The organism is Roseibium sp. M-1 (genome assembly GCF_054515675.1).
In genome coordinates, this window is the sequence record NZ_CM137257.1 from 1,311,530 (window position 1) to 1,337,818 (window position 26,289).

Genomic DNA, 26,289 nt, shown 5'->3' on the forward strand with positions numbered 1-26,289 from the left:
ACGATATCCTGCGGCAAGTGCGGAATTGTCACGCTTCCGGCAAGTTCAGGCGCAGGTGCAGGTCGCGCAGTTGGGCCGGGGTCACCTCGCTCGGCGCGCCCATCATCAGGTCTTCGGCCTTCTGGTTCATCGGGAACAGCATGACCTCGCGGATGTTGGCTTCATTCGCCAGAAGCATGACCATGCGGTCGATGCCGGCAGCACAGCCGCCGTGCGGCGGAGCGCCGTACTGGAAAGCGTTGACCATGCCGCCGAAGCGCTTGTCGACTTCTTCCTTCGGGTAACCGGCAATTTCGAAGGCCTTGTACATGATTTCCGGCTTGTGGTTCCGGATCGCACCGGAAACCAGTTCGTGGCCGTTACAGGCCAGATCGTACTGGTAGCCGCGCACTTCAAGCGGATCGCCTTCCAGTGCCGCCATGCCGCCCTGGGGCATGGAGAACGGGTTGTGCTCGAAGTCGATCGCACCGGTTTCCTCGTCACGCTCATAGATCGGGAAGTCGACGATCCAGGCGAACTCGAAGCGGTCCTTGTCGGTGTGACCGAGTTCCTCACCGATGATGACGCGCGCCTTGGAGGCAACCGGCTCGAACTGCTTCGGCTTGCCGCCGAGGAAGAAGGCCGCATCGCCCTCTTCCAGGCCAAGCTGGGTGCGGATCGCCTCGGTGCGCTCAGGACCGATGTTCTTGGCAAGCGGACCGGCCGCTTCCGTGGAGCCATCTTCGGCCTTGCGCCAGAAAATGTAGCCCATACCCGGCAGGCCCTGTTCCTGGGCGAACTTGTTCATGCGGTCGCAGAACTTGCGGCTGCCGCCCTTCGGTGCCGGAATGGCGCGGATTTCCGTGCCCGGCTGCTGCAGGAGGTTGGCGAAGATCGCAAAGCCGGATCCGGCGAAATGCTCGGAAACGATCTGCATCCTGATCGGGTTGCGGAGGTCCGGCTTGTCGGTACCGTACCAGAGCGCGCTGTCCTTGTAGGAGATCTGCGGCCAGGTACGGTTGACCGGACGGCCGCCGCCGAAACGCTCGAAGCAGCCGGCGATCACCGGCTCGATGGTGTCGAAGACGTCCTGCTGAGTGACGAAGGACATTTCCAGGTCGAGCTGGTAGAAGTCCGTCGGCGAACGGTCGGCACGCGGATCTTCGTCGCGGAAGCACGGCGCGATCTGGAAATAGCGGTCGAAGCCGGAGACCATCAGCAGCTGCTTGAACTGCTGCGGCGCCTGCGGCAAGGCGTAGAACTTTCCTGGGTGCAGTCGGGACGGCACCAGGAAGTCGCGCGCACCCTCGGGCGAAGATGCGGTGATAATTGGCGTCTGGAACTCATTGAAGCCGATCGACCACATGCGGTCGCGCAGATCGCGCACCACGTTGGAGCGCAGGATCATGTTGTTGTGCAGCTTCTCGCGGCGCAAATCGAGGAAGCGGTATTTCAGGCGCACTTCTTCCGGGTATTCCAGGTCGCCGAAGACCGGCAGCGGCAGTTCTTTCGCCGCGCCCAGGATTTCCATCTCGCGAATGAAGACCTCGATCTCGCCGGTCGGCAGTTCCTTGTTGACCGTTTCCGGGGTGCGCTGTTTCACGTTGCCGTCGATGCGGATACACCACTCCGAACGCACACTCTCTGCCAGCTTGAAAGCGGCCGAATCCGGATCGACCACACACTGCGTGACGCCGTAATGATCGCGCAGATCGATGAACAGCACCCCGCCATGATCTCGGACCCGGTGGACCCAGCCGGAAAGACGGATGGTCTGGCCTTCGTCGGACAGACGGAGATCACCGCACGTGTGACTACGGTAGGGGTGCATTCTGATTCCTCGGTATTCTTCTTGGCATAGAAAATCATTACGGCCCGCCGGGGGCAGGCCGTGTCCGGCTGCACAAGCCATGTTGCGGGGCGAAAGTCAAGGGAAAGGCTTGCGGGAGGCTTGTGCGTCCCCTTCAGAAAGGCTCGTCGGCAAAACGCCGCTTCACGTATCCACCGCCTGCAGCAGCGGATGCCACTGGCCGCGAATCTCGTGGGCCTTGGCATCGGCATGGTCGAAGATGCCGGTGCCGGCCGCCGCGTGGCGGGCATAAAGGACTCGATCCGAGATGCGGGCGAGAAGCGGATAGCCTTTCTTTGCCAACGTTTGCTCAAGATCGGCAACCTGGGTCGAGCGCTTGTTGATGCGGTTGGCGACAACATGGATGTCGGCCTTGCCTTTGCGTACCCGTTTGATATCGGAAATTCCGTCCAGGAACTTCAGCGTCGCGTCCCAGTCGAAGGCGGAGGCAAGAACCGGTACGATGATGTCGGAGGCTTCGGCAATCAGGTTCTTGGCAAGTTCCGAGCGCAGGCCGCCAGGGCCATCGATGACGATGGCATCGAGATGCTTGTCCTTGTCGCCGATGGCATCTTCCTTGGTCCAGTTGAGGCCTTCGATCGCCGTCAGTGTCTTCGGGCGCCGCTTGACCCAGGAGAGACTCGATTTCTGCCGGTCAGCGTCGGCCAGCGCCACGTCTTCGCCCCGGGCGGCGAGTGCAACCGCAAGATTGGTGGCGATTGTGGTCTTGCCGCAGCCGCCCTTGGAATTCACCACCAGTATCTTGCGCATTCCTTCTCCCTTCCTCTGTCCCGGGCTCCTGCCCGCCCCTGAACATAGGCGCACATATTGCGCTTTTTCAAGTCCCTGAAAACCGAACCTTACCATTTCGTGGCGACAAAGCGGCAGAACTCGGGTATAGGTTTGCGTCACCATGCATGTGATTACAAAAACAAAAGATCTCGCCGCTGCGTGCCAGCGACTTGCCGCCCATGACTACGTGACCGTCGACACGGAATTTCTCCGTGAGACTACTTTTTGGCCCAAGCTCTGTGTGATCCAGATGGCCGGGCCGGACATGGCGTATATTGTCGACGCCCTGTCCGAAGGTCTTGACCTTCAACCCTTTTTCGACCTGATGCGCGACGACAGTGTGACAAAGGTGTTTCACGCTGCGCGCCAGGACATCGAGATCATCTATCATCTCGGTGAGCTCATCCCCGCGCCTCTATTCGATACGCAAGTTGCAGCGATGGTGTGCGGCTTCGGCGATTCCATTTCCTACGATCAGCTGGTCTACAAGGTGACCGGCGCCCGGATTGACAAGTCCTCGCGCTTCACCGACTGGGCCCGCCGTCCGCTGACCGCCAAGCAACTCGACTATGCGCTTGCCGATGTGACCCATCTGCGCGACGCCTACCAGTTCCTGAAGGCGAATCTCGCCGAGCAGGACCGCAGCCACTGGGTGCAGGACGAGATGCAGGTGCTGACCTCCGTTGCCACTTACCGCACGGATCCGGACCAGGCCTGGAAGCGGCTGAAGCTGCGCGTGCGCAAGCCGATCGAGCTGGCCGTGATGATGGAAGTCGCTGCCTGGCGGGAAACGGAAGCCCAGTCGCGCGATGTGCCGCGCAGCCGGGTGATCAAGGACGACGCCATCTACGAACTGGCGGCGCAGCAGCCGCAGGACCCGGAAGCCCTTTCAAGGCTCCGCACCATTCCGCGCGGGTTCGAGCGGTCGAAATCGGCCGACGAGATCCTGAAGGCGGTCAAGCGCGCGCTTGCCCTGCCGAAGAACGAGTTGCCGAAGCTGCCCAAGGGACGCCAGGCTCCGGACGGGTCCGCCGCCGCGGTCGATCTTCTGAAGGTGCTGCTGAAGCTTGTCAGCGAGGCTCACGGCGTTGCCGCCAAGGTGATCGCGACCGTTGACGATCTTGAAAAGATCGCCGCGGACGACATGGCGGATGTTGCTGCCATGAAGGGCTGGCGGCGCGAGCTCTTCGGTGAGACCGCACTCAAGCTGAAGCGGGGCGAAGTCGCCCTCGCCTTCCAGGAACGGCAGATCGTCGCCATCGACCAGCCTTTGCCGGTCGAGCAAGCGGCTGAAGTAAAGACCCAGGCGGCGGAATAGAAAACGTCCCATCAGCCTTGCCAAACACGCTGCCTCAGCCTGAGGAGCGAGCGCGCTCGCGTCTCGAAGGATCGGCTGCATCTACGGAACAAGTGGCCGATCCTTCGAGACGGACCTGACGGTCCTCCTCAGGAAGAGGTTTGCACTTTGTGCTGGAGCGTGTCGCGTTTAACTGGAAATGTCTTGCATCGCTTTTTGCGTTGAAATCTCTGATTTCAGACAGCGAAAAGCGATTCCGATAAAACGCGATTTGCTCTAATGCCCTGATGGCTGGTGGCGAAAACGGATTACCCCGACTTCACTTCGACTTCGACCTCGATGGTTTTGCTGAGCTGAGCGACGCGTTTGCGCAGACGCTCGCCGTCGAGATCGGCCAGGCGCTTGCCGAGTTCAAGCACAAGACCGGTTTCCGACCGCGAGATCTTGACCTTGGGCAATAGACCCGCGATGGAGGCGCTCAAGAGCGATGCCACCCGCAAGGTTGCCCCGAGGACCCGGGCGCGGATGCGCAGGCGGTCCGTGAAAAGCTCCCGGATGACACGGGACAGATCCCCTTCTCTCAGGCCCGCATGCCGGTAGAAAACGGCAGCCGCCAGATAGGCGCGGCTGGCGTGGTCAAGTCCGACGAAGGAGGCGTTGGAAATGATGTTGAGGCTCTGTTCGCCGCGATAGTCCGGATGGGCACGCCAGCCAATGTCCGAAAGCAGGCAAGCCGCATGCCGCAGTCTGGTTTCGTTGGCGGTTTCCTCGATACCGACCTCCTTGAAGAGCGTATCAGTCCAGGCGATCAGTTCTTCCGCGTGGGCCGGTGAGCGGGCGCGCAGGGTGCAAAGTTCGCGGGCAGCCTCGATGACCGGGTCATGAGCCTGCATTTCTTCGCTCAGCTTCTCATGCAGCAGGCCTTCGCGCACGCCGGTCGCGGAGAAGACCAGGCGCTCGGCCTTCATGGAGGTAAGGACCTGTTCCAGCACCACCGCTCCGATGGGCACCAACGGCCGCCGCTGCTTGGAGACGACCTCGGCCATGTCGACACCGTCAAGGTTTGGCACGGAAATCTTGCGGCAGAACGCAATCGCCTCTTCAGCGCCGATCTCGTAATTGTGCATGACATGCAGGGGGTAATTCTTCTGCATCAGATGCAGTCGGCCGAGGGAACGCCAGGTGCCGCCGACCGCATAGAAGGTGCGTTCGCCCGGTGCCAGGTTCGGCCAGTCATAGCCTTTCAGCGCAGCTTCGGCGATCTTCTGCGCCTTGGCGATGCTGCCGTCCGCTTCTTCGGACAGGCGCAGGCCACCGAGCGGGAAAGTCGCTCCCGAGCCCGGCCGGTTGTCCGAAATCTCGACCAGCTCCAGGCTGCCGCCACCCATATCGCCGACCATGCCGCGCGGTTGCCAGAAGCCGGCGATCACGCCAAGGGCTGAATAGTAGGCTTCTTCGCTGCCGTCGAGAATGCGCACCGGCGCTTCCAGGAAGCGTTCGACCTCGCGCACGAATTCCGGACCGTTCTCCGCATCGCGGGCCGCGGCCGTCGCGACAATGTAGATATCCTTGCAGTCCGTATGCCTGATCAGAGCCTTGAAGCGGGTCAGTTCGCCGAGCGCAAGCTTGACGGAATCGTCCGCCAGCCGGCCGGTGGCGGCAATGCCCTTGCCGAGACCCGCCAGCAGCTTTTCATTGAAAAGCATGGTGGGTGTGCGGGCCTTGCGTTCGTAAATCACCAGGCGCACCGAGTTGGAGCCGATATCCACGACCGCGACAGGTCCGGAACCGTTGAGCCGGCCACGCGCCGGGTGGAACTCGACGTCCATGCTAACCTCGTTGCTGCCGCTCGAGGAACGGCTTGGGTCGGTCACTCTTCAACGATTTGCCCCGGCCCGAAAGCGAAGGGTTCGTCATGAAATACTGATGGGCATTGAACGGTTCCTCGTTCGCGGCCGGAACGATGCGTTCATGGCTGCCGTCGGGCAGAATGCGCCAGCTCTGCTGGTTGTCCTTCAGGTTGGCGACCATGATCTGGTCGAGCACCTGTTCGTGCACCGTCGGGGTTTTCAGGGGAGCCAGCACTTCGACCCGGCGGTCGATGTTGCGCGGCATCAGGTCGGCAGAGCCGATATAGACATGGGCTTCCGGCGACGGAAGTCCCTGACCGTTGCCGAAGCAGTAGATGCGGGAATGCTCCAGGAACCGGCCGATAATGGACTTCACCCGGATATTGTCCGACAGGCCCTTGATACCGGGGCGCAGACAGCAGATGCCGCGGATTACAAGGTCGATCTGCACACCGGCCTGGCTGGCGCGGTAGAGCGCGTCGATGATCTCCGGATCGACGAGGGAGTTCATCTTCCACCAGATCTGCGCCGGACGGCCGGCCCTTGCGTGATCGATCTCCGCTTCCGTCATTTCAAGCATGCGCTGGCGCAGGTTCACCGGAGAAACCATCAGGTCGTTGAGTTCGGCCGGACGGGCATAGCCTGTAATGAAGTTGAACACCCGGGCCGCATCTTCGGCGATCCCCGGATCGTCGGTGAAGAAGGACAGGTCCTCGTAGATCCGGGCGGTGATCGGGTGATAGTTGCCGGTGCCGAGATGACAATAGGTCTTCAGGAGACCGTGCTCGCGCTTGATCACCATGGAAATCTTGGAATGGGTCTTCAGCTCAATGAAGCCGAAGACCACCTGAACGCCAGCCCGCTCAAGGTCACGCGCCCACTTGATATTTGCTTCTTCGTCGAAGCGCGCCTTCAGTTCCACAAGCGCGGTCACGGATTTGCCGGCCTCGGCGGCCTCCGTCAGCGCCTTGACGATCGGGCTGTCGTTGGATGTCCGGTAAAGCGTCTGCTTGATCGCTACAACGTCCGGGTCGCGGGCGGCCTGGCGCAGATACTGGACGACGACGTCGAAAGATTCATACGGGTGGTGGACGATGATGTCCTTCTGGTGGATCGCCGAGAGGCAATCGCCGCCATGCTCGCGGATACGCTCCGGAAAGCGTGCCGTATAGGGCTGGAATTTCAGATCCGGGCGTTCCAGATCGACGATCTGCGACAGGTTGTTGAGCGCGAGCAGTCCGTTGGCGAGGAAAATCTCGTTCTCGCCCACCTTCAGAGCATCGCCGACGAACTCTCTCAGTGCAGGTGGTGTTGTTTCCTGGATTTCGAGCCGGATAGCGGAGCCTCGGCGGCGGCGCTTGAGCGCGCTTTCGAAGAGGCGCACGAGGTCTTCCGCTTCTTCTTCGATTTCAAGGTCGCTGTCGCGGATGACCCGGAATGCCCCCTTGCCGCGGATCTCGTAGCCCGGAAACAGACGGCCGATGAAAAGGCTGACGACCTTTTCGATGGCGATGAAGCGGGCGGCACCATCGGGGCCGTTGGGCAGCTGGACGAAGCGGTCGACCTGGTTCGGGATCCTGAGCAGCGCGATCATGCCGCGCCCGCCGGAGACCGGCGCAAGTTCGAAGACGATGGAAAAGCCCAGATTGGGAATGAAAGGGAACGGATGCGCCGGATCGATGGCAAGCGGTGTCAGTACCGGGAAGACATAGGACAGGAAATAGTCCTGCAGCCACTTCTTGTCGTCCGGCGCAAGCGTCGCGCCATGCAGGATCTCGATGCCCTTCTCGGCAATCTCGCGCCGCAGCTCGACCCAGATCTTCTGCTGCGAAGCCTGCAGGTCTCGCACCGCCTCGCTGATCTTCTGGAGCTGTTCAGTGGGCGTCAGACCGTCGTCCGAGAGGTTGGTCACATCGGCACGCTGCTGGCCGCGCAGGCCCGCGACACGCACCATGAAAAATTCGTCGAGATTGTTCGCCGAGATCGACAGGAACCGGACCCGCTCCAGCAGCGGATGGTTGGGGTTCATCGCTTCTTCAAGGACGCGCAGGTTGAATTGCAGCCAGGAAACCTCGCGATTGACGAAGCGCGACGGGGACGTAGCCAGCTCACCTTCCGGAATGAGACCGGCAGGCGGCGAGGTAACGGTCGATGCGGGCAGAATGTCTGAAATATCAGGCGTTTCGTTCATGGCATCTTCCCCTGTTCCGGCGCACCTGCACCTTCCCTTCCTGGCAGGAATAGATGCAGTTCAGCCCCTTGAAGGCCGTGACTAGCATGAACTTCCGAGCGGGCAAATGACAGTCCTTTGACAGCAGCCAGATTTATTGGCGTTTATGCACATCTTCGAGGACCCTGCCGGCCAGCGGTTTTGAGATCCTTACCCGTCCGGCAAGCGCTTCCTGGTCGATTGCCTCGACAGCCCGAAGCGCGACCTCGAGCGAGCGTTCCATCCGTATGACCAGATAGTCCACGACGCCTTGATCGACCGCAATCTGCCGGTCGGCGAAAAGCTTCACCAACACCCGGCGCAAAAGGTCGTCGTCCGGCTCCAGGATTTCCACAGGTGTCGCGGCCCGCAGGCGCGACTGAAGGTCGGGCAGCGCGATCTTCCAGCTCGCCGGCCAGGTGCGGCTTGTGATCAGCACCGTTTTGCCCGCCTGGCGGGCGGCGTTGAGAAGATGAAACAGCGCCGTGTTGTCGACACCGAGATGGGCATCCTCGATCACGCAGGCAGGCGCGGCGACGAGGCTTTCGACGGAAGCTTCGTCAAGACGGGGCGCGGCAAGGACGGCAGCACCGGTATCGTCGCGGAACGCTTCCACCAGATGGGATTTTCCCGCCCCGACCGGCCCGGCCAGAACCACGACCGGCGACGGCCAGTCCGGCCAGCGCTCCAGAAGTTCGAAGGCGGCCCGGTTGGAGCTGCCAACCAGATAATCCTCGCGGCTGAGGGCTGCTTCATGCGGCAGGTCTAACGGCAACTGGCGCGGAGGTTCCGCCATCATTCAAACTCTATACTTGCTCGTCTGGCGCTTTGGTTTCAGGACCGGCCACGTCACGATGGACGCCCATATAGACCGGGCTTGCCAGATACTGCCTCAAGCCGAAGCGCGCAAGCACGCCAATCATCGCGGCTGCCGGAACGGCGACGAGCATCCCCACAAATCCAAAGAGATATCCAAAGGCAAAAAGGGCAAACATCAGCGCCACCGGATGCAGGCCGGTGCTTTCGCCGACAAGCTTCGGCTGCAGGATATTTCCTTCCAGAAACTGGCCGATCGCAAAGACCGCGACGACGGCGACGATCCAGGGCCAGTCCGGCCAGAACTGCACCAGCGCCACACCAACCGAGAGCACCAATCCAAGGCCAGCGCCGACAAAGGGAATGAAACTGACAAGCCCGGCCACCATGCCGATCAGCAGACCGAAATTGAGCCCGACCAGCGCCAGCGACACTGCATAGAAGGAGCCGAGGATCAGGCAGACCGACACCTGGCCGCGCACGAAGCCGGCGACCGCGGCGTCCATTTCCCGGGCGAGACCGCGGATCTCTGCCAGATGTTCGCGCGGCAGCCAGCCGTCGATGCGGGCGATCATGCGATCCCAGTCGAGCAGAAGATAGAAGGCCACAACCGGCGTAATGACGAAGAGCGACAGGATCGACAGCAGCGCCTGCCCGCCGCTCCAGAGCGACTGCGCCAGCTTTCCAACAAAGGATGCCCCCTGCCCGATCAGGTTGGACATGGAGGATTGCAGGTCTTCCGGCTTGATGCCGGCGACAGAGGCAAGGTCTGCCGGAAAGTTCTGCGACAGCAGCGTTTGCAGCTTGCGGATCAGCTCAGGGAACTTTTCCAGGAACAGGGCCAGCTGGTTGCCGAGCAAAGGCAGCAGCAGGATGAAGAAAAGCACCAGGATAAGAATGAAGGTAAAGAGGATCGCGAGCGTCGCCCACATCCGCGCCATGCCAAGCTTTTCCAGCCGGTCACAGACCGGATCCAGCAGGTAGGCGACCGCCATGCCGGCAACGAAGGGCAACAGGACGCTGGAAAAGACATAAAGGAACAGGCACAGCCCAACGAGGGAAATCAGCCAGAACTGAACCTGACGGCGTAGTGTCATAAATGGCTCTCCTCGGGTGTGGTGTCTGGGGTAAGACCCTTGTCCTGCGACATGGGCTTAAACCCCGGGTCCGGTCAAGTCCAGAGCGGACTGCCGTGACGCACGGGCTCTCTTGAAACAATCGAACAACGCCCGCACGCGTGCCGTCCGGCGCAGCTCTTCCGGCGTCAGCAACCAGATTCCCAGCGAAAAGCAGGGCTCGTCACTGAGCTTGACGAGATCCGGTTCGCTGCCAGCGATTTCAATGGGCAATGCGCCAATGCCGAGCCCCGCCTTGACGGCGGAGAGCATCATCAACGGCGTCGGCAGAAAGGCCTTGCAGTTTGCCCCCGGCAGGTGACGCTTCTTCCAGTCCGCCGACCGCTCGCGGCAATCACGAGCGCTGTATTCCAGCCAGGGCAGCTGTGAAAGCGGCCTTGCCAGGGGATCAAGATCCGCGTGCCCGTAAAGGGCGAAGTCGAAGCGGCCGACCTCCTGGCCGAACAGATAGCCTTCCGGTGAATTTGTAAGACGCAGCGCCACTTCGGCGTCGCGTCTCGACAGGCTGACAACCTCGGTACCTGTCTGGATCGTCAGCTCGATTTCCGGGTAGCGATGCCTGAACCGGGACAAGGCGGGCATGAAATGCCAGATCAGGATATCGACGCTGGTCAGAGAGACCTGTCCGGAAAGCCTTGCATCCCGGCCGGCAATGCGCCGTTCGAGATCTGCCAGTTCTTCAGATATCCGCGCCGCGCTGCGCATTGCCTCTTCACCGGCGGCAGTGAGAACGACGCCCTCGCCGACCCGCTCAACCAGCCGCGCGCCGAAATAGCTTTCGATCTGGCGGAGCTTTCGCGCGACTGTCGTGTGAGACGTATCCAGCCTGCGTGCCGCCGCGGTGAAAGTACGTGTTTCGGCAAGGGCTGCCAGAAACTTCAGATCTCCCGCCTGCATATTACATTTCCGATGCAATTGTTCCTGAACATTTTTGCACATTCCTAGCACGACAACGACAGTTGTATGAATATTTTCGCACCTCTACCTGTTTCCTGACCGGGCCGCCTGCCCGGATAAAGGAGACTTCGACCTCATGGAAATCACTGTCCTGATCGGCCTTGCCTGCCTGATTTTCCTCTCCGCAGCCGTCCAGCATGCCGGCACCGTCCGCCTGCGCGGTGTCGGCTTTGTCATGTCGGACCGCTCGCAGCCCCTTCCGGAAACCGGTTTTCCCGGCCGGGCTCGCCGAACCTTGCAGAACAACCTGGAATCCGCTGCGATGATGCTGCCTCTTGCAGTCGTCCTTCTTGTGACTTCCGGCGGCACGCCCATGACGCAGGTCGCAGGCGCGGTCTACCTGGCTGCACGGATAGTTTTTTCCGTCGCCTACTGGTTTGGCTTCAGTTCCATCCGTTCTCTCAGCTGGGCCACCGGCATGGCGGCGATTGCCGTCACTTTTGCTGTTCTGGTCGCCGGACTTCTGTCCGCCATGCCAAACGCCTGAATCTAGGGCACTCAAAGCGTGGGCGAGCCGTGGTGACCTCTTGTGTTCCTTGGCGGCAGACTGTAAGCCGCACTGGCACAGAAACCGCACGCAGTCCCGGAGTGCCCCATGAGCGAATCCCCCGGCCGCAACGGCCTGACCTATGCCGATGCAGGTGTCGACATCGATGCCGGAAACGAACTGGTGAACCGCATCAAGCCGTTGGTCAAGGCAACGTCCCGGCCTGGGGCCGACAGCGACATCGGCGGCTTCGGCGGTCTGTTCGACCTGAAAGCCGCCGGGTTCCAGGATCCGGTGCTTGTGGCGGCCAATGACGGCGTCGGCACCAAGCTGAAGATCGCAATAGAGACAGGCCAGCACCGCACCGTCGGCATCGACCTTGTCGCCATGTGCGTCAACGATCTGGTGGTTCAGGGCGCCGAACCGCTTTTCTTCCTCGACTATTTTGCGACCGGCGCACTCGATGTGGCGACTGCCACGGATGTCGTCGCCGGCATTGCCGATGGCTGCAAGATGGCCGGTGCCGCGCTGATCGGCGGCGAAACGGCTGAAATGCCGGGCATGTATGTGGAAGGAGACTACGATCTGGCGGGCTTCTCCGTCGGTGCCGTGGAACGCGGTGCGATCCTGCCGCGCCGGGATGTCGGCGCCGGCGACGTGCTGCTGGGTCTTGCCTCTTCCGGCGTCCATTCCAACGGCTATTCCATGGTTCGCAAGATTGTCGAGCTTTCCGGCCTCAACTGGTCGGATGCTGCTCCCTTTGCCGAAGGCAAGACGCTGGGCGAAGCGCTGATGGCGCCGACGAAGATCTACGTCAAACCGCTTCTGGCGGCCCTCAAGGCGACCGGCGGCATCAAGGCGCTTGCCCACATCACCGGCGGCGGTCTGCCGGAGAACCTGCCGCGCGTCCTGCCTAAGGACTGCTCGGCGCGGATCGATCTCTCCAGTATCGCTGTGCCTTCCGTTTTCGGCTGGCTCGCCCGCACCGGCGGCGTCGCCGAAAAGGAAATGCTGCGCACCTTCAACTGCGGCACCGGCATGGTTGTGGTCGTCTCCGAGGAAGAGGCGGAGGCCGTTGCGGATGTACTGTCCGCTCAAGGCGAGACCGTCACCCGGATCGGCCGCATCGAGGCTGCAGGCGACGCCGCGGTTCTCTTCGACGGCCGCCTGGACCTCGGCGCATGAGCCGCAGGAAGACCGCCATCCTGATTTCCGGGCGCGGGTCCAACATGAGCGCGCTGATTTCAGCGGCAATGCATCCGGATTTTCCGGCCGAAATCTCTCTGGTCCTGTCCAATCGCCCGGATGCCAAGGGCCTGGAGCGCGCGGCCGAATTCGGCATCCCGACGGCGGTCGTCGACCACACGGAGTTTGCCGGTGATCGCGAAGCCTTTGAACGGGCCGTCGACGCGGCCCTGAAGGAACACCGCATCGAAGTCGTCGCCCTGGCCGGCTTCATGCGCATCCTGACGCCTTTCCTGGTCAATGCCTGGTCAGGCCGGATGATCAACATCCACCCGGCCCTCCTGCCTTCCTTCAAGGGCCTGGCCACGCACGAGCGGGCCCTGGAAGAAGGCGTCAAGCTGCATGGCGCAACCGTTCATTTCGTCTCCGCTGAAATGGACGACGGCCCGATCATCATCCAGGGCGCCGTGCCCGTTCTGGACGGTGACACGCCGGACACTCTTGCCGCGCGGGTGCTGGAGGTTGAGCACGCCATCTACCCGAAGGCGCTTGCCCTGGTTGCCGGCGGCAAGGCCAAGGTTACGGGCGCGCGGGTGACGAGCGGAGGTGGGGACGCCGCCAATGCAGGTCAGCTGATCTGGCCTTGAGGCCAAACACCGCTCCCTCGACAGCACTTTGAAATAGCTTGCAACTTTGCCGGTCTCGCCGGATCGGCTAGGCTCATCCGATGTTGCTCAGCATCCTCTCCGCGCTTGGTGGCGTCGGACTGTTTCTGATCGGAATGATGCTGCTGACCGACGGGCTGAAAGCCCTTGCCGGGCAGCGCATGCGCGACGTGCTGGCCCGGTTTACATCGACGCCAATTTCTGGCGCCGCCACAGGCGCGGTGACGACGGCATTCATCCAGTCGTCGAGTGCAACGACCGTGGCAGCGGTCGGCTTCGTCGCCTCCGGCCTGCTCACCTTTCCCCAGGCGCTTGGTGTCATCTTCGGTGCCAATGTCGGCACCACGCTCACCGGATGGCTGGTCGCAATCCTCGGCTTCAAGCTCGATCTTGGCCAGATCGCCCTGCCCTTCGTCTTTGCCGGTGCGGTTGCCCGTCTCGCCTTTCGGGGCCGGGCCGCGCAGATCGGCCAGGCATTGGCGGGTTTCTGCCTGATCTTTATCGGCATCGAGCATCTGAAGCTCGGGCTCGACGCTTTCAGCGGCATCGTCTCGCCGTCGGACTTTCCACCGGACACGCTTTTCGGCCGGCTGCAGCTTGTCGTCCTCGGCATGCTGATCACGGTCGTCGCGCAATCCTCCAGCGCGGGCGTCGCAACGGCCCTGGCGGCCCTCGGGGCCGGGGCCATCAACTTTCCCCAGGCCGCCGCACTGGTCATCGGCATGGATATCGGCACCACCTTCACTGCGGTGCTTGCGACGGTCGGCGGCGGAACGATGGCGCGGCGCACGGGCTTTGCCCATGTCATCTACAACCTTCTCACCGGCGTGATGGCCTTCTTCCTGCTCGGCCCCTTTCAGGCCGTCGCCACACCGCTGATCGGCAACGGCGACGCACAGATAGCCCTCGTCGCGTTTCACAGTTTCTTCAACGTGCTCGGTGTCGCACTGGTGCTGCCGTTTGCACGCCCCTTTGCCCGGCTGGTCGAAATCCTCATCCCGGAGCGGGGAAGCGAATTCACCCGGCGGCTGGATCCGCTGGTCTTGCGTGACCCGCATGCCGCAATGGCGTTGGCGGATCTGGCAGTGCAGGTCATTGAAAATACAATCGTCGGCCAACTAAGGTTCCGGCTTGGCGCGCCTCTGCCGACGAAAGGTGAAGAAGAGCGCGGTTCCGTTGCCAAGGCGATCGCCGAAACAAGAACCTATCTAGACCGGATTGCCGTACCGCCAGGAGACACGGTGCTGCTGGAACAGGTCAAGGGCCAGTTCCACATTCTCGATCACCTCAGCCGGCTTCATTACCGGTGCGGGCAGAGACAGCGTATCGATGAGATCGCCCTGGATCACCGTTTACGCCGGCTGGCCGGCTTGCTGCTCTGGGCAACCGACCCAGCCCGCGCGGCCGAAACCGAAAAGGAGCAGGAGAAACGTCTCGACCGGCTGCGCCTGCTGATGCGGCGCCAACGACATCTGCGGCGTGATCGGCTCATCTCGCTGGCGGCCGCTGACGCCGTTCCTGCCGGAACCATCTGGCTGAAGCTGGACGCCCTGCGCTGGCTGCACCGGGTCTCCTATCATCTGTGGCGGATACGGCTGCACCGGAATGTCCTTGAGGATGCGAACCGGAGCCTCGCCTCAACGGTCGAGGAAGCACGGGTCGACGTCGATCAGGACTGAGCGCGGAGCGGCTATCCAGTATCAGGCAGCCGACCGGTCGATGATCACGTGGCTCTGGCCGCGCGAACAGGCTTCGACACGCGCTTCGACCCGGTATATCCGCTGCAGCATCGCCGGAGTGATCACCTCTTCGGAGGGCCCCGCCGCCGCCATCCGGCCGGCTTCCACCACCATGGTCTGTCTGCAGAAGCGCAGGGCGTGGTTGAGATCGTGCAGGGCGATCAGCACGAGCATGCCCTTTTGCCTGGCAAGGTCGCGCATGAAGGACAGGACTTCCACCTGACGGTAAAGATCGAGCGCGGAGGTCGGCTCGTCCATCAGCAGCACTTCCGGCTTTCGCACCAGCACCTGGGCAATGGACACAAGCTGGCGCTGTCCGCCGGAGAGTTCGCCGAGGTTACGGAAGGCAAGATCGGTGATCTGCAACGCGGCCAGGATCCGGTCGATCTCCGCCAGCTCGGCATCACTCACCCGCCAGCCGCCCCCCTGCTTTGCCGCAAGCAGCACGGATTCATAGACCGTCAGCACCGCATTCGCATGGGTATCCTGAGGCATGTAGCGGATCGCATCTCGCGGAGCCGATCCGGTGCCGGCGAGCACCACTTCGCCCGGACCCTTGAGGAGGCCGGCGATGCGCTTGAACAGCGTCGACTTGCCGGCAGCATTCGGACCGATCACGGCGGTGAGTTCACCTCCGGAAAGGACGGGCGTCGTCACACCCTGAACCGCCAGGGTCGAGCCGTAGCGCGCTCCGAGGTCCTGAAGCTTGAGGGTTACCATGACTGTCTCCGGTCGGCGAAGATAAGGGCAAAGAAGAACGGCACGCCGACAAGGGCGGTGATCACGCCGATCGGCAGGATCGCGCCCGGCAGGATCATCTTGGAAACGACCGACGTTGCCGACAGCATCAGCGACCCGCAAATTACTGCCGCCGGCAGGAAGAAGCGCTGGTCCTCGCCCACCAGCATGCGGGCAATGTGCGGACCGACAAGTCCGACAAAGCCGATGGTGCCGACGAAGGATACCGGGATGGCCGCGAGCAGACTGACGCCGAGCAGGGTCTTCAGACGCAGGGCGCGAATGTTGACGCCGAAACTGGCAGCCTTGACGTCGCCGAGACGCAGCGCCGTCAGCGCCCAGGAATTGCGGGCGAAGAACGGAATGCAGACGACCAGGATGGCGAATGTTGCCCAGACCTTGCCCCAGGTCGCCTTGGTGAGCGAACCCATGGTCCAGAAGACGACCGCCGCGAGCGCCTGTTCGGAGGCGAGATATTCAAGCAGCGACAACAGCGCGTTGAAGGTGAAGACCAGGGCGATGCCGAGCAGCACGATGGTCTGAACGGTCACGCCGCGCACGGTCGACAGAAGATAGATGAAGAGCGACGCCGCCATCGCCATGATGAAGGCGTTGATCGGCACCATGTAGTGCACAGCCGCCGGAATGAGGGCGACCCCAACGACCAGACCGAGCGCCGCGCCGAAACTGGCAGCGGCGGATATGCCGAGCGTGAAAGGGCTTGCCAGCGGGTTGGCCAGGATCGTCTGCATTTGGGCGCCCGCCAGCGACAGGCAGCCGCCTACCGAGACCGCCATCAGGGCGATGGGCATGCGGATATCCCAGATGACGACACGGGTCTGCAGATCCGCGCCGGACGGATTGAAGAGTGCCGACAGCACCTCGCCAAGCGGATATCGGGCCGGTCCGAGGGCAAGGTCAAGCGAGACCGTCAAGGCAAGAGCGGCCAGGAGGCCGCAGATCAGAAGGATGCGCCTGAAGGCAAGGGCGCGGTAAAGACCGAGCCCCTCCCCCGCCTGACCAATGTCGGCAGCTGCCATGTCAGCCATCCGTTTTCAAAGAGACGAAGTAACCCGGACGGTAGTCGACCGGCAGGAAGCGGTCGTGCAGCTCCTTGAAGGTCGCATCCGGATCGAGATCGGCAAAGAGGTCCGGATGAAGCCACTTGGCGATCTGCTGAACGGCCACGAACTGGTACGGGCTGTTGTAGAACTGGTGCCAGATGGCATGGACGTTGTTATCCTTCGCGGCCTTGACACCGGTGAAGCCGGGGCGGTTCATGAGGTTCGCAAGCTTTTCGGAAGTGACTTCCGGATCCGCGCCGGCACCGACACCGACCCAGTTGCCGCCGGGCACATAAAGTTCCCAATTGGCCCCGGTGACGATGATCTGATCCGGATCGGATGCGATTACCTGCTCCGGGTTCACCGTACCGAACGTGCCTGGAATGATGTCCTTGGCCATGTTGATGCCGCCGGCCATCTCGACCATCATGCCAAAGTTTTCATTGCCGAAGGACATGCAGCAATCGTCGGAATAGCCCGCCGCGCGCTCCATGAAAACGACAGGTTTTACAAGGTCGTTTGCTGCCGCCAGGCGGTCGGTGACCTTGGCGATTTCGGCTGCGCGGAAAGAGATAAATTCTTCAGCTTTTTCTTCCTCGCCATAAAGCTTGCCGATCAGGCGCATGGAAGGTTCGGTGTTTTCCATCGGCTTTTCGCGGAAGTCGACATAGACGACCGGAATGCCGACCTTGCCGAGCTTTTCGATATAACCACCCTCTTCGGTCGCCACCTTGGCATCGAGATTGAGGATAATGACATCCGGCTGCAGCGCGACCGCCTGCTCCACATCGAAAGTGCCGTTCTTCATGCCGCCGAAGGTCGGCAGCTCGGCCATTTGCGGGAACTTTTCCAGGTACTGCCGGTAGCCGTCATTGTCGGCCTTCTCGAAATCGTCCCGCCAGCCGACGACGCGCTTGAAGGGTTCTTCGCTGTCGAGCGCAGCAGTGAAATAGATCTGCCGCCCTTCCCCCAAAATGACCTTCTCCACCGGCACCTCGATTTCGACATCGCGGCCGGTAATGTCCGTCACGGTGATTTTTTCGCCCGCTAGAACGGCGGTGGGAATGAGCGAAGCGGCGACCAGCACAGCGGCTGCCAGATCCTTGATTGTGTTCACGTCTGCCTCGTAATTGACAAGGGTAAATAAGTTGAGTTTTAAACTCTTGTTTTTTGGTATTTATCCTGAGTATATGAGTCAAGAATTATCTTTTGGAACCATTCCAACCAACGGGAGCAGGCCCGCCGATGAGCGACGCGGATGCAATCGCGAATTTCGATTTGCGCGAGGAAATCAAGGAATACTGGGGCCAGCGGGCCGCGACCTTCGACAGCCAGCCCGGTCATGAAATTTTTTCCGAAGACGAGCGCCAGGCCTGGCTGCGGCTGTTTGAAAAACATCTGGGTGCCGGCGACGGCCGCCACGTTCTGGACCTAGCGTCAGGAACGGGTGTCATCTCGCATCTGCTCGACGATCTCAAATTCGAGGTCACCGGCTTGGACTGGGCGGAACCGATGCTGGCAAAGGCCCGCGACAAGGCCAGGACCCGCAAACGCTCGATCCGTTTCCTGCTCGGCGATGCGGAACGCACGCTTGAGCCATCCGACAGGTACGACGTCCTCACCTGCCGCCATCTGGTCTGGACCCTGGTCGATCCGGCAGCCGCTTTCACCGAATGGCACCGCATCCTGAAGCCGGGCGGCCGCCTGCTGATCGTCGACGGTGACTTCGTCAATCCGGGATCACTTGCCCGGCTGCTTGCCCGGATATCCGGTTGTCTGACCCGTGCCGGCCTGCTGAACCCTGCGAGCCCGGAAGCAAAGTCAGCCGAGATGATGGCAACGCACCGGAGCATTCTCTCCCGGGTGCATTTTTCAGGCGGTGCGCGTGCGGAGGCGGTCGTGGAGCTTCTGCGGCAGGCAGGCTTCAAGCGGATCACCGTCGACACCAGTCTCAGCGCGATCCACCGGGCGCAGCGGCGACATCTCCCGTTCTTCAAGGGGCTGGAGCGGGCAACCCAACACCGATATGCGATTTGCGCGGAGAAATAGCTCGGACTAAGTCAATCTCCTACCAATTCAGCGCTGCTGCCGCAGCGCCTCGCTGAGAGAAGTTTCCCCTCGAACTTTCTCCCGCAGATCCAGTCCTGAATGCAAATCGATGATGTGGCTCTTCTGGATCTTTTCCGCCTCGGCCCCGTCGCGCTTCTCGAAGGCAGACATCAGGGCGTGGTGCGAGTGGCTTTCGCAGGCTGTGTCCGAGCGTTTCCAGTAGAGCGCGATGATCAGAGACGAACGCGAAATCAACGAGCGCACCATGCCGGCAAAGACCCTGTGGTCGGCAATATCGGCGATTTCCGTATGGAAGCTTCCCGAAAGCAGCAGGGCCCTGCCCATATCTCCCTTGTGAAGGGCTTCGTGTTCGGCATCCAGATGCGCCTTCAGGCCGGCAAGCTGCGCGTCGGTGATCATATCCGCAGCGAGCCGGGCAACCGCCGGTTCGATCAAGGCCCGCGCCTGGAAGACCTCATGCGCCTCGCGGATGGTTGGTTTGGCGACGAAAGCACCACGGTTCTTTTCCATCGTCACCAGGCCTGAATGGGCTAGCGCCTGCAGGGCGGCACGCACGACGGTGCGGCTGACGCCGTAGATCTCGCCGACCTCATCCTCCGACAGCTTCAAGCCGGGCGACAGCTTGTGCTCCAGAATGGCCGCCTGCAGGTTCAGGCAGATATCGAGCGCCCTCCCCGCCGGCAAGGCAAAGACTTCATGCAGTCTGCTGCGCGGATCAAGATCGGCTGAGGTCACAGGCTTTGTCATTGTTCTTGAGAGTTCCACGGGATCTGCGGTGGATTGATCCTACCTGCCCGGCCCAAAAGCGGCAATCAAATATCGTATACAATTTTTGATCATATCGTATTTGATTTGATGATTTATTGTGCACTTTTCCCGATGTCAGAACCGCCGACAGTTCGACGGAACGTCAAAAACCGCAGAGATCCTCGTATTTTTCGCCTTGGCACGGTGCTTGCTGAAATGAGCCGGACAATGTTTTTCGAAGGAGATGTCCGGCGATGGCGAAATCCCTGGAGCTGGAACTGGCGGCCACCACCAAACGCTACGGCGACACGATTGCCGTCGACGCCATCAATCACAAATTCGCGGCCGGCTCCTACTCCTGCCTGCTGGGTCCGTCCGGATGCGGCAAGTCCTCAACGCTGCGCATGATCGCCGGCCATGAAAGCGTATCCACCGGAGACATCGTGCTCGGCGGCACCAACATCACCGATCTGCCACCAGCCAGTCGCGGCACTGCGATGATGTTTCAGAACTATGCGCTCTTTCCGCACCTTTCCGTTATCGACAATGTCGCTTTCTCGCAAAAGATGAAGGGTGTCGAGAAATCCGTCCGGCTGAAGAAGGCGCATCAGCTGCTGGAATTGGTAGACATGGCTCCCTACGCGGAACGGCTGCCCTCCCAGCTATCCGGCGGCCAGCAGCAGCGTGTCGCCCTCGCCCGTGCGCTCATCACCGAACCGTCGGTGCTGCTGCTCGACGAACCGCTGTCGGCACTCGACCCGTTCCTGCGCATCAAGATGCGGCTGGAGTTGAAGAAACTGCAGCGCGAACTCGGGATCTCCTTCATTCATGTCACCCACAGCCAGGACGAGGCCCTGGCGCTCGCAGACGACATCATCGTCATGAATGGCGGCCGGATCGAGCAGGCCGGCAGCCCGCAGGCCGTCTTCAATACGCCAACCACCCGTTTCGTCGCGCGCTTCATCGGCGGCCACAACGTCTTGCAGCAGCAAGGCACCGACGTCGCGCTCAGAGCTGACAGGCTCCGCGTCAAGAAGGCCGCCGGCGAGGACGGTGCCCTTCTGACGGCAATGGTCAAGGACGTCGAATATCTCGGCTCGACCGTCAATCTGGCACTGGATGCAGGCGGCGCGGGCGACCTCACCGCCGCACTGACCGACGAGGCTTTCTTTCTCGATCCCATCGAAATCGGCGCGACCGTCTTCCTGAGCTGGAAGCCGGAAGACGCACACCTTTTGGCGGCCTGACGGCTGCCGCTAAGCGGCCTTTCCCAAGGGCCAGACAAAACTCCACAGGGGAACAGGAGTAGGACCATGACAGACAAAATGGACAAGAAAGGCGTCAGCCGCCGCAGCATTCTGAAGGGCGGCGCTGCCGCCGCCGGTGCCGCGCTCGGCTCAGGCGCGATTACCGGCTTTCCGACGATCTGGGCACAGAACATCAAGGACGTGACCCTGCGCCAGTTCGGCACCGGCGTTTCCAACCTCAACGAGGTGGCGCAGAAGGTGAAGGAAGATCTCGGCTTCACCCTGGAAATGACCGCGCTCGACAGCGACGCCGTCACTCAGCGCGCCGCAACCCAGCCGGACAGCTTCGACATTGCCGACATCGAATACTGGATCTGCAAGAAGGTCTGGCCGACCGGCAACCTTCAGGCCATGGAAACGTCGAAGATCAAGAATTACGACAAGATCGTCGGCATCTTCAAAAGCGGTAAGCTGACGCCGGAATCGGTGATTGCCCAGGGCACAGCCCCGCACACTGTCGGCTTCGTCGACGGTCCGGACGGCAAGGCCTTTGCGGGTGAAGAAACCGGCTGGATGACGCTGATCCCGACCATCTACAACGCGGACACGCTTGGCATCCGTCCGGACCTGATCGGCCGTCCGATCTCCAGCTGGACCGAACTGCTCAACCCGGAGTTCAAGGGCAAGGCGTCGATCCTCGACATCTCCTCCATCGGCATCATGGATGCGGCCATGGTCTGCGAAGCCATGGGCGAGATCCAGTATGGCGACAAGGGCAACATGACCCGCGAGGAGATCGACAAGACCATGGCGATCTTCACCGAAGCCAAGAAGAACGGCCAGTTCCGCGCCTTCTGGAAGACCTTCGACGAGAGCGTCAACCTGATGGCTTCCGGCGAAGTGGTGATCCAGTCCATGTGGTCTCCGGCGATCACTGCCGTCAAGTCGCGTGGCATTCCGTGCGTCTACCAGCCGCTGAAGGAAGGTTACCGCTCCTGGGGCGGCGGTATCGGCCTCTCCAAGAGCCTGACCGGGCTCGAGCTGGACGCCGCCTACGAATACATCAACTGGTATCTCGACGGCTGGGTCGGCGGCTTCCTGATGCGCCAGGGCTATTACTCGGCCGTGCCGGAAACCTCCAAAAACCACATGGACGAGAACGAGTGGGGCTACTGGTTCGAGGGCAAGGAAGCCACCGGCGACATCACGAGCCCGTTCGGCGACGTGCTGGCCAAGGCCGGCGAGACCCGTGATGGCGGTTCCTTCTACGAGCGCATGGGTGCGGTCGCCTGCTGGAACGCCGTCATGGACGAGAACCAGTACATGGTCCGCAAGTGGAACGAGTTCATCGCCGCCTGAGGCTGACCAACGTGACTTGGCTCCGGGGGCAGCCCCCCGGAGTTTCCTCAGAAAAGCGAAGGAAATTATTGTGTTTTCCGGCTTCGTCTCTTCTCGTTACATTTCCTCGCTCTATGCGACGCCACTGCCGTTTTCCTATAGCGAAACCTGGCGGCAGATACCGGTGTCACCCCGGGCGAGCAAAGCGAGACCCGGGGCCTACTCGCTTCCAGAGCGCAGGCGGATTACCGCAACTCTGCTGGCCAAAATCGCCCCCTTTCAACAAGTGGAGCTGCGAGTGGGCCCCGGATCTGCGCTGCGCTTGTCCGGGGTGACGCGGGAGAGAGACGACCGGCAAGACCGGTCGAAACGCGCTCTATTTAATGCCGCTGCCAACCTGCCCTTCATTCAGGCAAGAACCACATGACCGACCAGGCCCATCTTTTCGTTCACAAGGAAGCATCTGGCGCGGAAAAGCCGGACAGAAAGAAGGCCGGAGCGTCGTTCAACCTGGGCCGCCTTCCCGACGCCCTCTCGGGCTGGCTGTTGTCGCTGCCGCTGGCGCTGGTGCTGTTCTTCTTCCTGGTGTTGCCTATAGCCATGATCGTGGTGGTCAGCTTCTGGGGCGCGACGGAGTTTTCCATTTATCCGGCCTTTCAGTTCGACAATTACGAGTTCCTGCTGACCTCGCCGGTGACCTACCAGGTGTTCTTCAACACCGTGAAATACGCCCTGATCACCTGGGCGATCACGCTGGTACTGGGCTTTACGATCGCCTATTTCCTGGCGTTTCACGTCAGGACGCTCACCTGGCAGATCGTGCTCTTTCTGCTGTGCACGATCCCCTTCTGGACGTCCAACATCATCCGGATGATCTCCTGGATCCCGTTTCTCGGGCGCAACGGCATCGCCAATTCGACGTTGATGTCGATGGGCGTCATCGACCAGCCGCTGGATTGGCTGCTCTTTTCCGATTTTTCGGTGATCCTTGCCTTCGTGCATCTCTACACGCTCTTCATGGTGGTGCCGATCTTCAACACCATGATGCGCATCGACCGCTCGCTGATCGAGGCAGCCTACGACAACGGCGCCAGCGGCCTGCAGACGCTCACCAACGTCATCATTCCACTGACGAAGCCCGGCATCATGATCGGCTCGATCTTCGTCGTGACACTGGTGATGGGCGACTTCATCACCGTGCGCTTCATGTCCGGCAGCCAGAAGGCCAATGTCGGCCGCCTGATCTCCAACGACATCGCCCTCCTGCAATATCCATCGGCAGCGGCGACAGCGGTGATCCTGCTCATCACCGTCCTCCTGGTGATCTCGATCCTGCTGCGTTTCGTCGATATCCGGAAGGAGCTATGAAAATGGCGCACCGGGCGAGACGCGAGCTGCAGACTTCTGGCGAAACACAGGCTTGTCCGTTGGCTCCCCTCTCCCCCCTTGCGAGGGAGATGTCCGGGAACCGGACAGAGGGGGGTGAACCGTCACGGCACTCTCGGCGTCAGTCATTGTGTGCCGACGGACCGATACCCCCCTCTGTCTCCTGGCGGAGACATCTCCCCCGCAAGGGGGGAGAGGGGAGTGAGCCGACAGTGCCGTTGCTAATTGCCGCGCCAGAAACTTGTTTGATGGACCATGTTCGCACCATCCGGAGGGAGCTCTGACCTATGGAAAAACGTCCCCGCTCCTTTTACGTCCTCGCCGCGGTCTTCGCGCTGTTCCTGGTGTTCCTCTACGGTCCGACGATCACCATCGCGATCCTCTCCTTCCAGGGGCCTCAGGGTGGGCTGACCTTTCCGATGCGCGGTGTGTCGTTGCACTGGTTTCACGATCTCTTCGAACAGCAGGCCGTCGGCGATATCTGGGGCAGTTTCGGCCGGTCTCTCACGCTCGGGCTGATGGTGATGGTGACGACCGTCGTCGTCTCCGTCATGGGCGGCCTCGCGTTCCGCAAGCGCTTTCCGGGCTCCGGCGTGATCTTCTACCTGATCATCACGTCACTGGTGATCCCGTCGATCCTCATCTCGCTCGGCGTCGGACTGATCTTCTCGCAAGCCGGCCTTGCGGTGCACTGGTCGACCTCCGGTTTCGGCTCGCAGCTCACCTGGACGTTGCCCTTCGGCCTCCTGATCATGTTCGCGGTCTTCAACCGCTTCGACAAATCCTATGAGGAAGCGGCAAGAGACCAGGGCGCGAGTGCGTGGCAGACGATCCGGCACGTGGTGCTGCCGATCATTGCGCCGATGCTGATCGGCGTCGCGCTCTTCGGCTTCACGCTCTCCTACGACGAGTTTGCCCGAACACTCCTGACCGCCGGCAGCTACAACACGCTGCCGCTGGAAATCTACGGCATGACCACCAACGTGACGACACCGGTCATCTTCGCGCTCGGCACGCTGACCACCGCCTTTTCGTTTCTGATCATCGGCCTTTTCCTCGCCGTTGTGGTGGTGATGAACAAACGCCGCTCCCGTCAGGGCTCGGATGCCGGCAAGGGCATGGTCTAGGACGGGCGATGCGGGAAACACACATACTCGTCATCAACCCGAACACCACGGCGTCGATGACCCTCAAGATTGCGGCGGCTGCTCGCGCCGCAGCCGGTCCTGCCTCGCGGATTACGGCCATCAATCCCAGGCAAGGACCGGCCTCCATTCAAGGCCCGGCAGACGGTGAAGCCGCCCTGCCCGGTCTCTACGATCTCTACGAGCGCTCGTTGAAACATGATCCCAGCATCAGTGCCGTGATCATCGCCTGCTTTGACGACACCGGGCTCTGGGAACTGAAGTCCCGGGCGCCTGTTCCTGTCATCGGCATCGGTGAGGCCGCCTATCACGTTGCGTCGGTGGCGGCAGAACGGTTCTCCGTCGTCACCACCCTGCCCGTTTCCGTGCCGGTTCTGGAGGAGAACCTTGTCCGTACCGGCCTGGCTACCCGCTGCGCAAGGGTCCGCGCCTCGGATGTCCCGGTGCTCGAACTCGAGAACCCGCAAAGCAATGCGCGGCACAAGATCGAGGCGGAAATCGAAGAGGCGCTGAGAGAGGACGGTATCGGTGCCATCGCGCTCGGCTGCGCCGGCATGGCGGATCTCGCCGCCGACCTGACTGGCAGGTTCAAGGTTCCCGTCATCGATGGTGTCGCTTCGGCCGTGCGTCTGGCCGAAACGGTGGTTTGCTGAAACAGCGCCCCTTAATTGGTCAGGGCACGGCGCCGCTGGCGTTCACATAGATTGCCCGGAGCGACGTCGTTGCGCAGATGAACAGCCGGTTGCGCTTCGGCCCGCCGAAGGTGACGTTGGAAACGACTTCGTCGATCAGGATCTTGCCAAGAAGCGTTCCGTCCGGCGCAAAACAATGCACGCCATCGCCGGCCGAAGACCACAGATTGCCGTTTTTATCGATCCGGAACCCGTCGAAGAGACCAGTGTCGCAAAGAACAAAATCCTCACCGGAACCGACAGCCGAGCCGTCTGACGTGAGGGGATAGCGTCTGATTTTCGGTTGGCAATCCGGGAAGTGGGTCTTGCCGGTGTCGGAGACATAAAGAAAGGCCTCGTCGGGTGTGAAGGCGAGCCCGTTGGGTTGCTTGAGATCCTCGATCACCCTTGTGAGGCTGCCGTCCGGCGCGATCCGGTAAACGTGGCGGCCATCCTGCTCCATCGGCGCAGCGTTGCCCTCATAGTCGCTGTCAATGCCGTAGGAGGGATCAGTAAACCAGATCGAGCCGTCCGACTTGACCACAACATCATTGGGCGAGTTGAAGCGCTTGCCGTTGAAACGGTCGGCAAGAACCGTTTTCGTTCCGTCAATTTCGTAGCGGCTGACACAACGGCCGCCATGCTCGCAGGCGATCAGCCGGCCTTGTCCATCGACACAGTGACCGTTGTGATTACGGCAGGGCTGTTCGAAGGTGGCGATGGCCCCGTTCATCTCGTCCCAGCGCAGGATGCGGTCGTTCGGGATATCCGACCAGATCAGGTAGCGGCCAGCTGCGAGATAGGCCGGTCCCTCGGTCCAGCGTCCCCCGGTCCAGAGCGTGTCCATCTTTGCATTCTTGTGGATCAGCCTGGCAAAGCGGACATCGCGAATGTCGTAGAGTTGGGCAGTCATTGTGTCTCC

General features: G+C 61.5%; 23 protein-coding genes. 11 read left to right on the forward strand and 12 right to left on the reverse strand.

The annotated features are described in order from the left end of the window. Positions 1 to 28: 28 nt before the first annotated feature. Both aspS and ACX3M4_RS06015 read right to left on the reverse strand, forming a co-directional pair. Positions 29 to 1,810 (reverse strand): aspartate--tRNA ligase, encoded by a 1,782-nt coding sequence (aspS, locus tag ACX3M4_RS06010; RefSeq protein WP_459357681.1) that lies wholly within the window; start codon positions 1,808 to 1,810, stop codon positions 29 to 31. Between the two features lie 162 nt (positions 1,811 to 1,972). After that, positions 1,973 to 2,599, reverse strand: coding sequence for a nucleotide-binding protein (locus ACX3M4_RS06015; protein ID WP_459357682.1), 627 nt, complete (start codon positions 2,597 to 2,599; stop codon positions 1,973 to 1,975). A 142-nt stretch (positions 2,600 to 2,741) separates the two neighbouring features. Here ACX3M4_RS06015 and rnd point away from each other — a divergent pair, with 142 nt between their 5' ends. Continuing rightward, a complete protein-coding gene (gene rnd, locus ACX3M4_RS06020; protein ID WP_459357683.1) occupies positions 2,742 to 3,938 on the forward strand; it encodes a ribonuclease D in 1,197 nt (398 codons plus the stop codon). A 287-nt stretch (positions 3,939 to 4,225) separates the two neighbouring features. Here the strand turns inward: rnd and ACX3M4_RS06025 are convergent, their stop codons facing one another. The 5 genes from ACX3M4_RS06025 to ACX3M4_RS06045 form a co-directional block, all read right to left on the reverse strand. Beyond that, on the reverse strand, positions 4,226 to 5,746 hold the full coding sequence (locus ACX3M4_RS06025; protein ID WP_459357684.1) for a Ppx/GppA phosphatase family protein: 1,521 nt from the start codon (positions 5,744 to 5,746) through the stop codon (positions 4,226 to 4,228). A 1-nt stretch (position 5,747) separates the two neighbouring features. Beyond that, positions 5,748 to 7,958: an RNA degradosome polyphosphate kinase gene (locus ACX3M4_RS06030; protein WP_459357685.1), complete on the reverse strand. Its 2,211-nt coding sequence runs from the start codon at positions 7,956 to 7,958 to the stop codon at positions 5,748 to 5,750. Between the two features lie 133 nt (positions 7,959 to 8,091). After that, on the reverse strand, positions 8,092 to 8,772 hold the full coding sequence (locus ACX3M4_RS06035) for a P-loop NTPase family protein (protein WP_459359376.1): 681 nt from the start codon (positions 8,770 to 8,772) through the stop codon (positions 8,092 to 8,094). A gap of 10 nt (positions 8,773 to 8,782) precedes the next feature. Next, on the reverse strand, positions 8,783 to 9,889 hold the full coding sequence (locus ACX3M4_RS06040; RefSeq protein WP_459357686.1) for an AI-2E family transporter: 1,107 nt from the start codon (positions 9,887 to 9,889) through the stop codon (positions 8,783 to 8,785). 57 nt (positions 9,890 to 9,946) lie between these two features. Next, a complete protein-coding gene (locus ACX3M4_RS06045) occupies positions 9,947 to 10,825 on the reverse strand; it encodes a LysR family transcriptional regulator (RefSeq protein WP_459357687.1) in 879 nt (292 codons plus the stop codon). A 136-nt stretch (positions 10,826 to 10,961) separates the two neighbouring features. On the opposite strand from ACX3M4_RS06045, the gene ACX3M4_RS06050 reads away from it, so the two are divergent. From ACX3M4_RS06050 to ACX3M4_RS06065, 4 genes are all read left to right on the forward strand, one after another. Beyond that, entirely contained in the window at positions 10,962 to 11,372 is a 411-nt protein-coding gene (locus ACX3M4_RS06050) for an MAPEG family protein (protein WP_459357688.1), read from the forward strand. 108 nt (positions 11,373 to 11,480) lie between these two features. Next, a complete protein-coding gene (gene purM / locus ACX3M4_RS06055) occupies positions 11,481 to 12,557 on the forward strand; it encodes a phosphoribosylformylglycinamidine cyclo-ligase (RefSeq protein WP_459357689.1) in 1,077 nt (358 codons plus the stop codon). Beyond that, a complete protein-coding gene (purN, locus tag ACX3M4_RS06060) occupies positions 12,554 to 13,204 on the forward strand; it encodes a phosphoribosylglycinamide formyltransferase (RefSeq protein WP_459357690.1) in 651 nt (216 codons plus the stop codon). The genes purM and purN overlap by 4 nt, the downstream gene beginning before the upstream one ends. A gap of 80 nt (positions 13,205 to 13,284) precedes the next feature. Continuing rightward, positions 13,285 to 14,901, forward strand: a complete 1,617-nt coding sequence (locus ACX3M4_RS06065; RefSeq protein ID WP_459357691.1) for a Na/Pi cotransporter family protein — start codon at positions 13,285 to 13,287, stop codon at positions 14,899 to 14,901. A 21-nt stretch (positions 14,902 to 14,922) separates the two neighbouring features. Here ACX3M4_RS06065 and ACX3M4_RS06070 read toward each other — a convergent pair whose 3' ends face one another. Genes ACX3M4_RS06070 through ACX3M4_RS06080 form a run of 3 tightly spaced genes read right to left on the reverse strand, consistent with a single transcriptional unit; the run spans position 14,923 to position 17,850 of the window. Next, positions 14,923 to 15,681 carry an ABC transporter ATP-binding protein gene (locus ACX3M4_RS06070; protein ID WP_459357692.1) on the reverse strand — a complete coding sequence of 253 codons (759 nt, stop codon included), beginning with the start codon at positions 15,679 to 15,681 and terminating at the stop codon, positions 14,923 to 14,925. Next, positions 15,675 to 16,739 carry a FecCD family ABC transporter permease gene (locus tag ACX3M4_RS06075; protein ID WP_459357693.1) on the reverse strand — a complete coding sequence of 355 codons (1,065 nt, stop codon included), beginning with the start codon at positions 16,737 to 16,739 and terminating at the stop codon, positions 15,675 to 15,677. Before ACX3M4_RS06075 ends, ACX3M4_RS06070 begins: the two co-directional genes overlap by 7 nt. A 1-nt stretch (position 16,740) precedes the next feature. Continuing rightward, entirely contained in the window at positions 16,741 to 17,850 is a 1,110-nt protein-coding gene (locus tag ACX3M4_RS06080; protein WP_459359377.1) for an ABC transporter substrate-binding protein, read from the reverse strand. Between the two features lie 158 nt (positions 17,851 to 18,008). Between ACX3M4_RS06080 and ACX3M4_RS06085 the strand changes: the two genes are divergently transcribed. Further along, positions 18,009 to 18,812: a class I SAM-dependent methyltransferase gene (locus ACX3M4_RS06085; protein WP_459357694.1), complete on the forward strand. Its 804-nt coding sequence runs from the start codon at positions 18,009 to 18,011 to the stop codon at positions 18,810 to 18,812. A gap of 27 nt (positions 18,813 to 18,839) precedes the next feature. Here the strand turns inward: ACX3M4_RS06085 and ACX3M4_RS06090 are convergent, their stop codons facing one another. Next, entirely contained in the window at positions 18,840 to 19,580 is a 741-nt protein-coding gene (locus ACX3M4_RS06090) for a GntR family transcriptional regulator (RefSeq protein ID WP_459357695.1), read from the reverse strand. A 254-nt stretch (positions 19,581 to 19,834) separates the two neighbouring features. On the opposite strand from ACX3M4_RS06090, the gene ACX3M4_RS06095 reads away from it, so the two are divergent. The 5 genes from ACX3M4_RS06095 to ACX3M4_RS06115 all read left to right on the forward strand — a co-directional run bounded on the left by ACX3M4_RS06095 (position 19,835) and on the right by ACX3M4_RS06115 (position 25,349). Then, the gene (locus ACX3M4_RS06095; protein ID WP_459357696.1) at positions 19,835 to 20,827 is read left to right on the forward strand and encodes an ABC transporter ATP-binding protein; all 993 of its coding nucleotides are present in this window, start codon (positions 19,835 to 19,837) and stop codon (positions 20,825 to 20,827) included. 66 nt (positions 20,828 to 20,893) lie between these two features. Then, positions 20,894 to 22,186: an ABC transporter substrate-binding protein gene (locus tag ACX3M4_RS06100; RefSeq protein ID WP_459357697.1), complete on the forward strand. Its 1,293-nt coding sequence runs from the start codon at positions 20,894 to 20,896 to the stop codon at positions 22,184 to 22,186. A 402-nt stretch (positions 22,187 to 22,588) separates the two neighbouring features. Continuing rightward, positions 22,589 to 23,533, forward strand: a complete 945-nt coding sequence (locus ACX3M4_RS06105; protein WP_459357698.1) for an ABC transporter permease — start codon at positions 22,589 to 22,591, stop codon at positions 23,531 to 23,533. 305 nt (positions 23,534 to 23,838) lie between these two features. Further along, positions 23,839 to 24,678: an ABC transporter permease gene (locus tag ACX3M4_RS06110; RefSeq protein WP_459357699.1), complete on the forward strand. Its 840-nt coding sequence runs from the start codon at positions 23,839 to 23,841 to the stop codon at positions 24,676 to 24,678. 8 nt (positions 24,679 to 24,686) lie between these two features. Then, positions 24,687 to 25,349: an aspartate/glutamate racemase family protein gene (locus ACX3M4_RS06115; RefSeq protein WP_459357700.1), complete on the forward strand. Its 663-nt coding sequence runs from the start codon at positions 24,687 to 24,689 to the stop codon at positions 25,347 to 25,349. 19 nt (positions 25,350 to 25,368) lie between these two features. Here ACX3M4_RS06115 and ACX3M4_RS06120 read toward each other — a convergent pair whose 3' ends face one another. Continuing rightward, positions 25,369 to 26,280 (reverse strand): SMP-30/gluconolactonase/LRE family protein, encoded by a 912-nt coding sequence (locus ACX3M4_RS06120; protein WP_459357701.1) that lies wholly within the window; start codon positions 26,278 to 26,280, stop codon positions 25,369 to 25,371. Between the last annotated feature and the right edge of the window lie 9 nt (positions 26,281 to 26,289).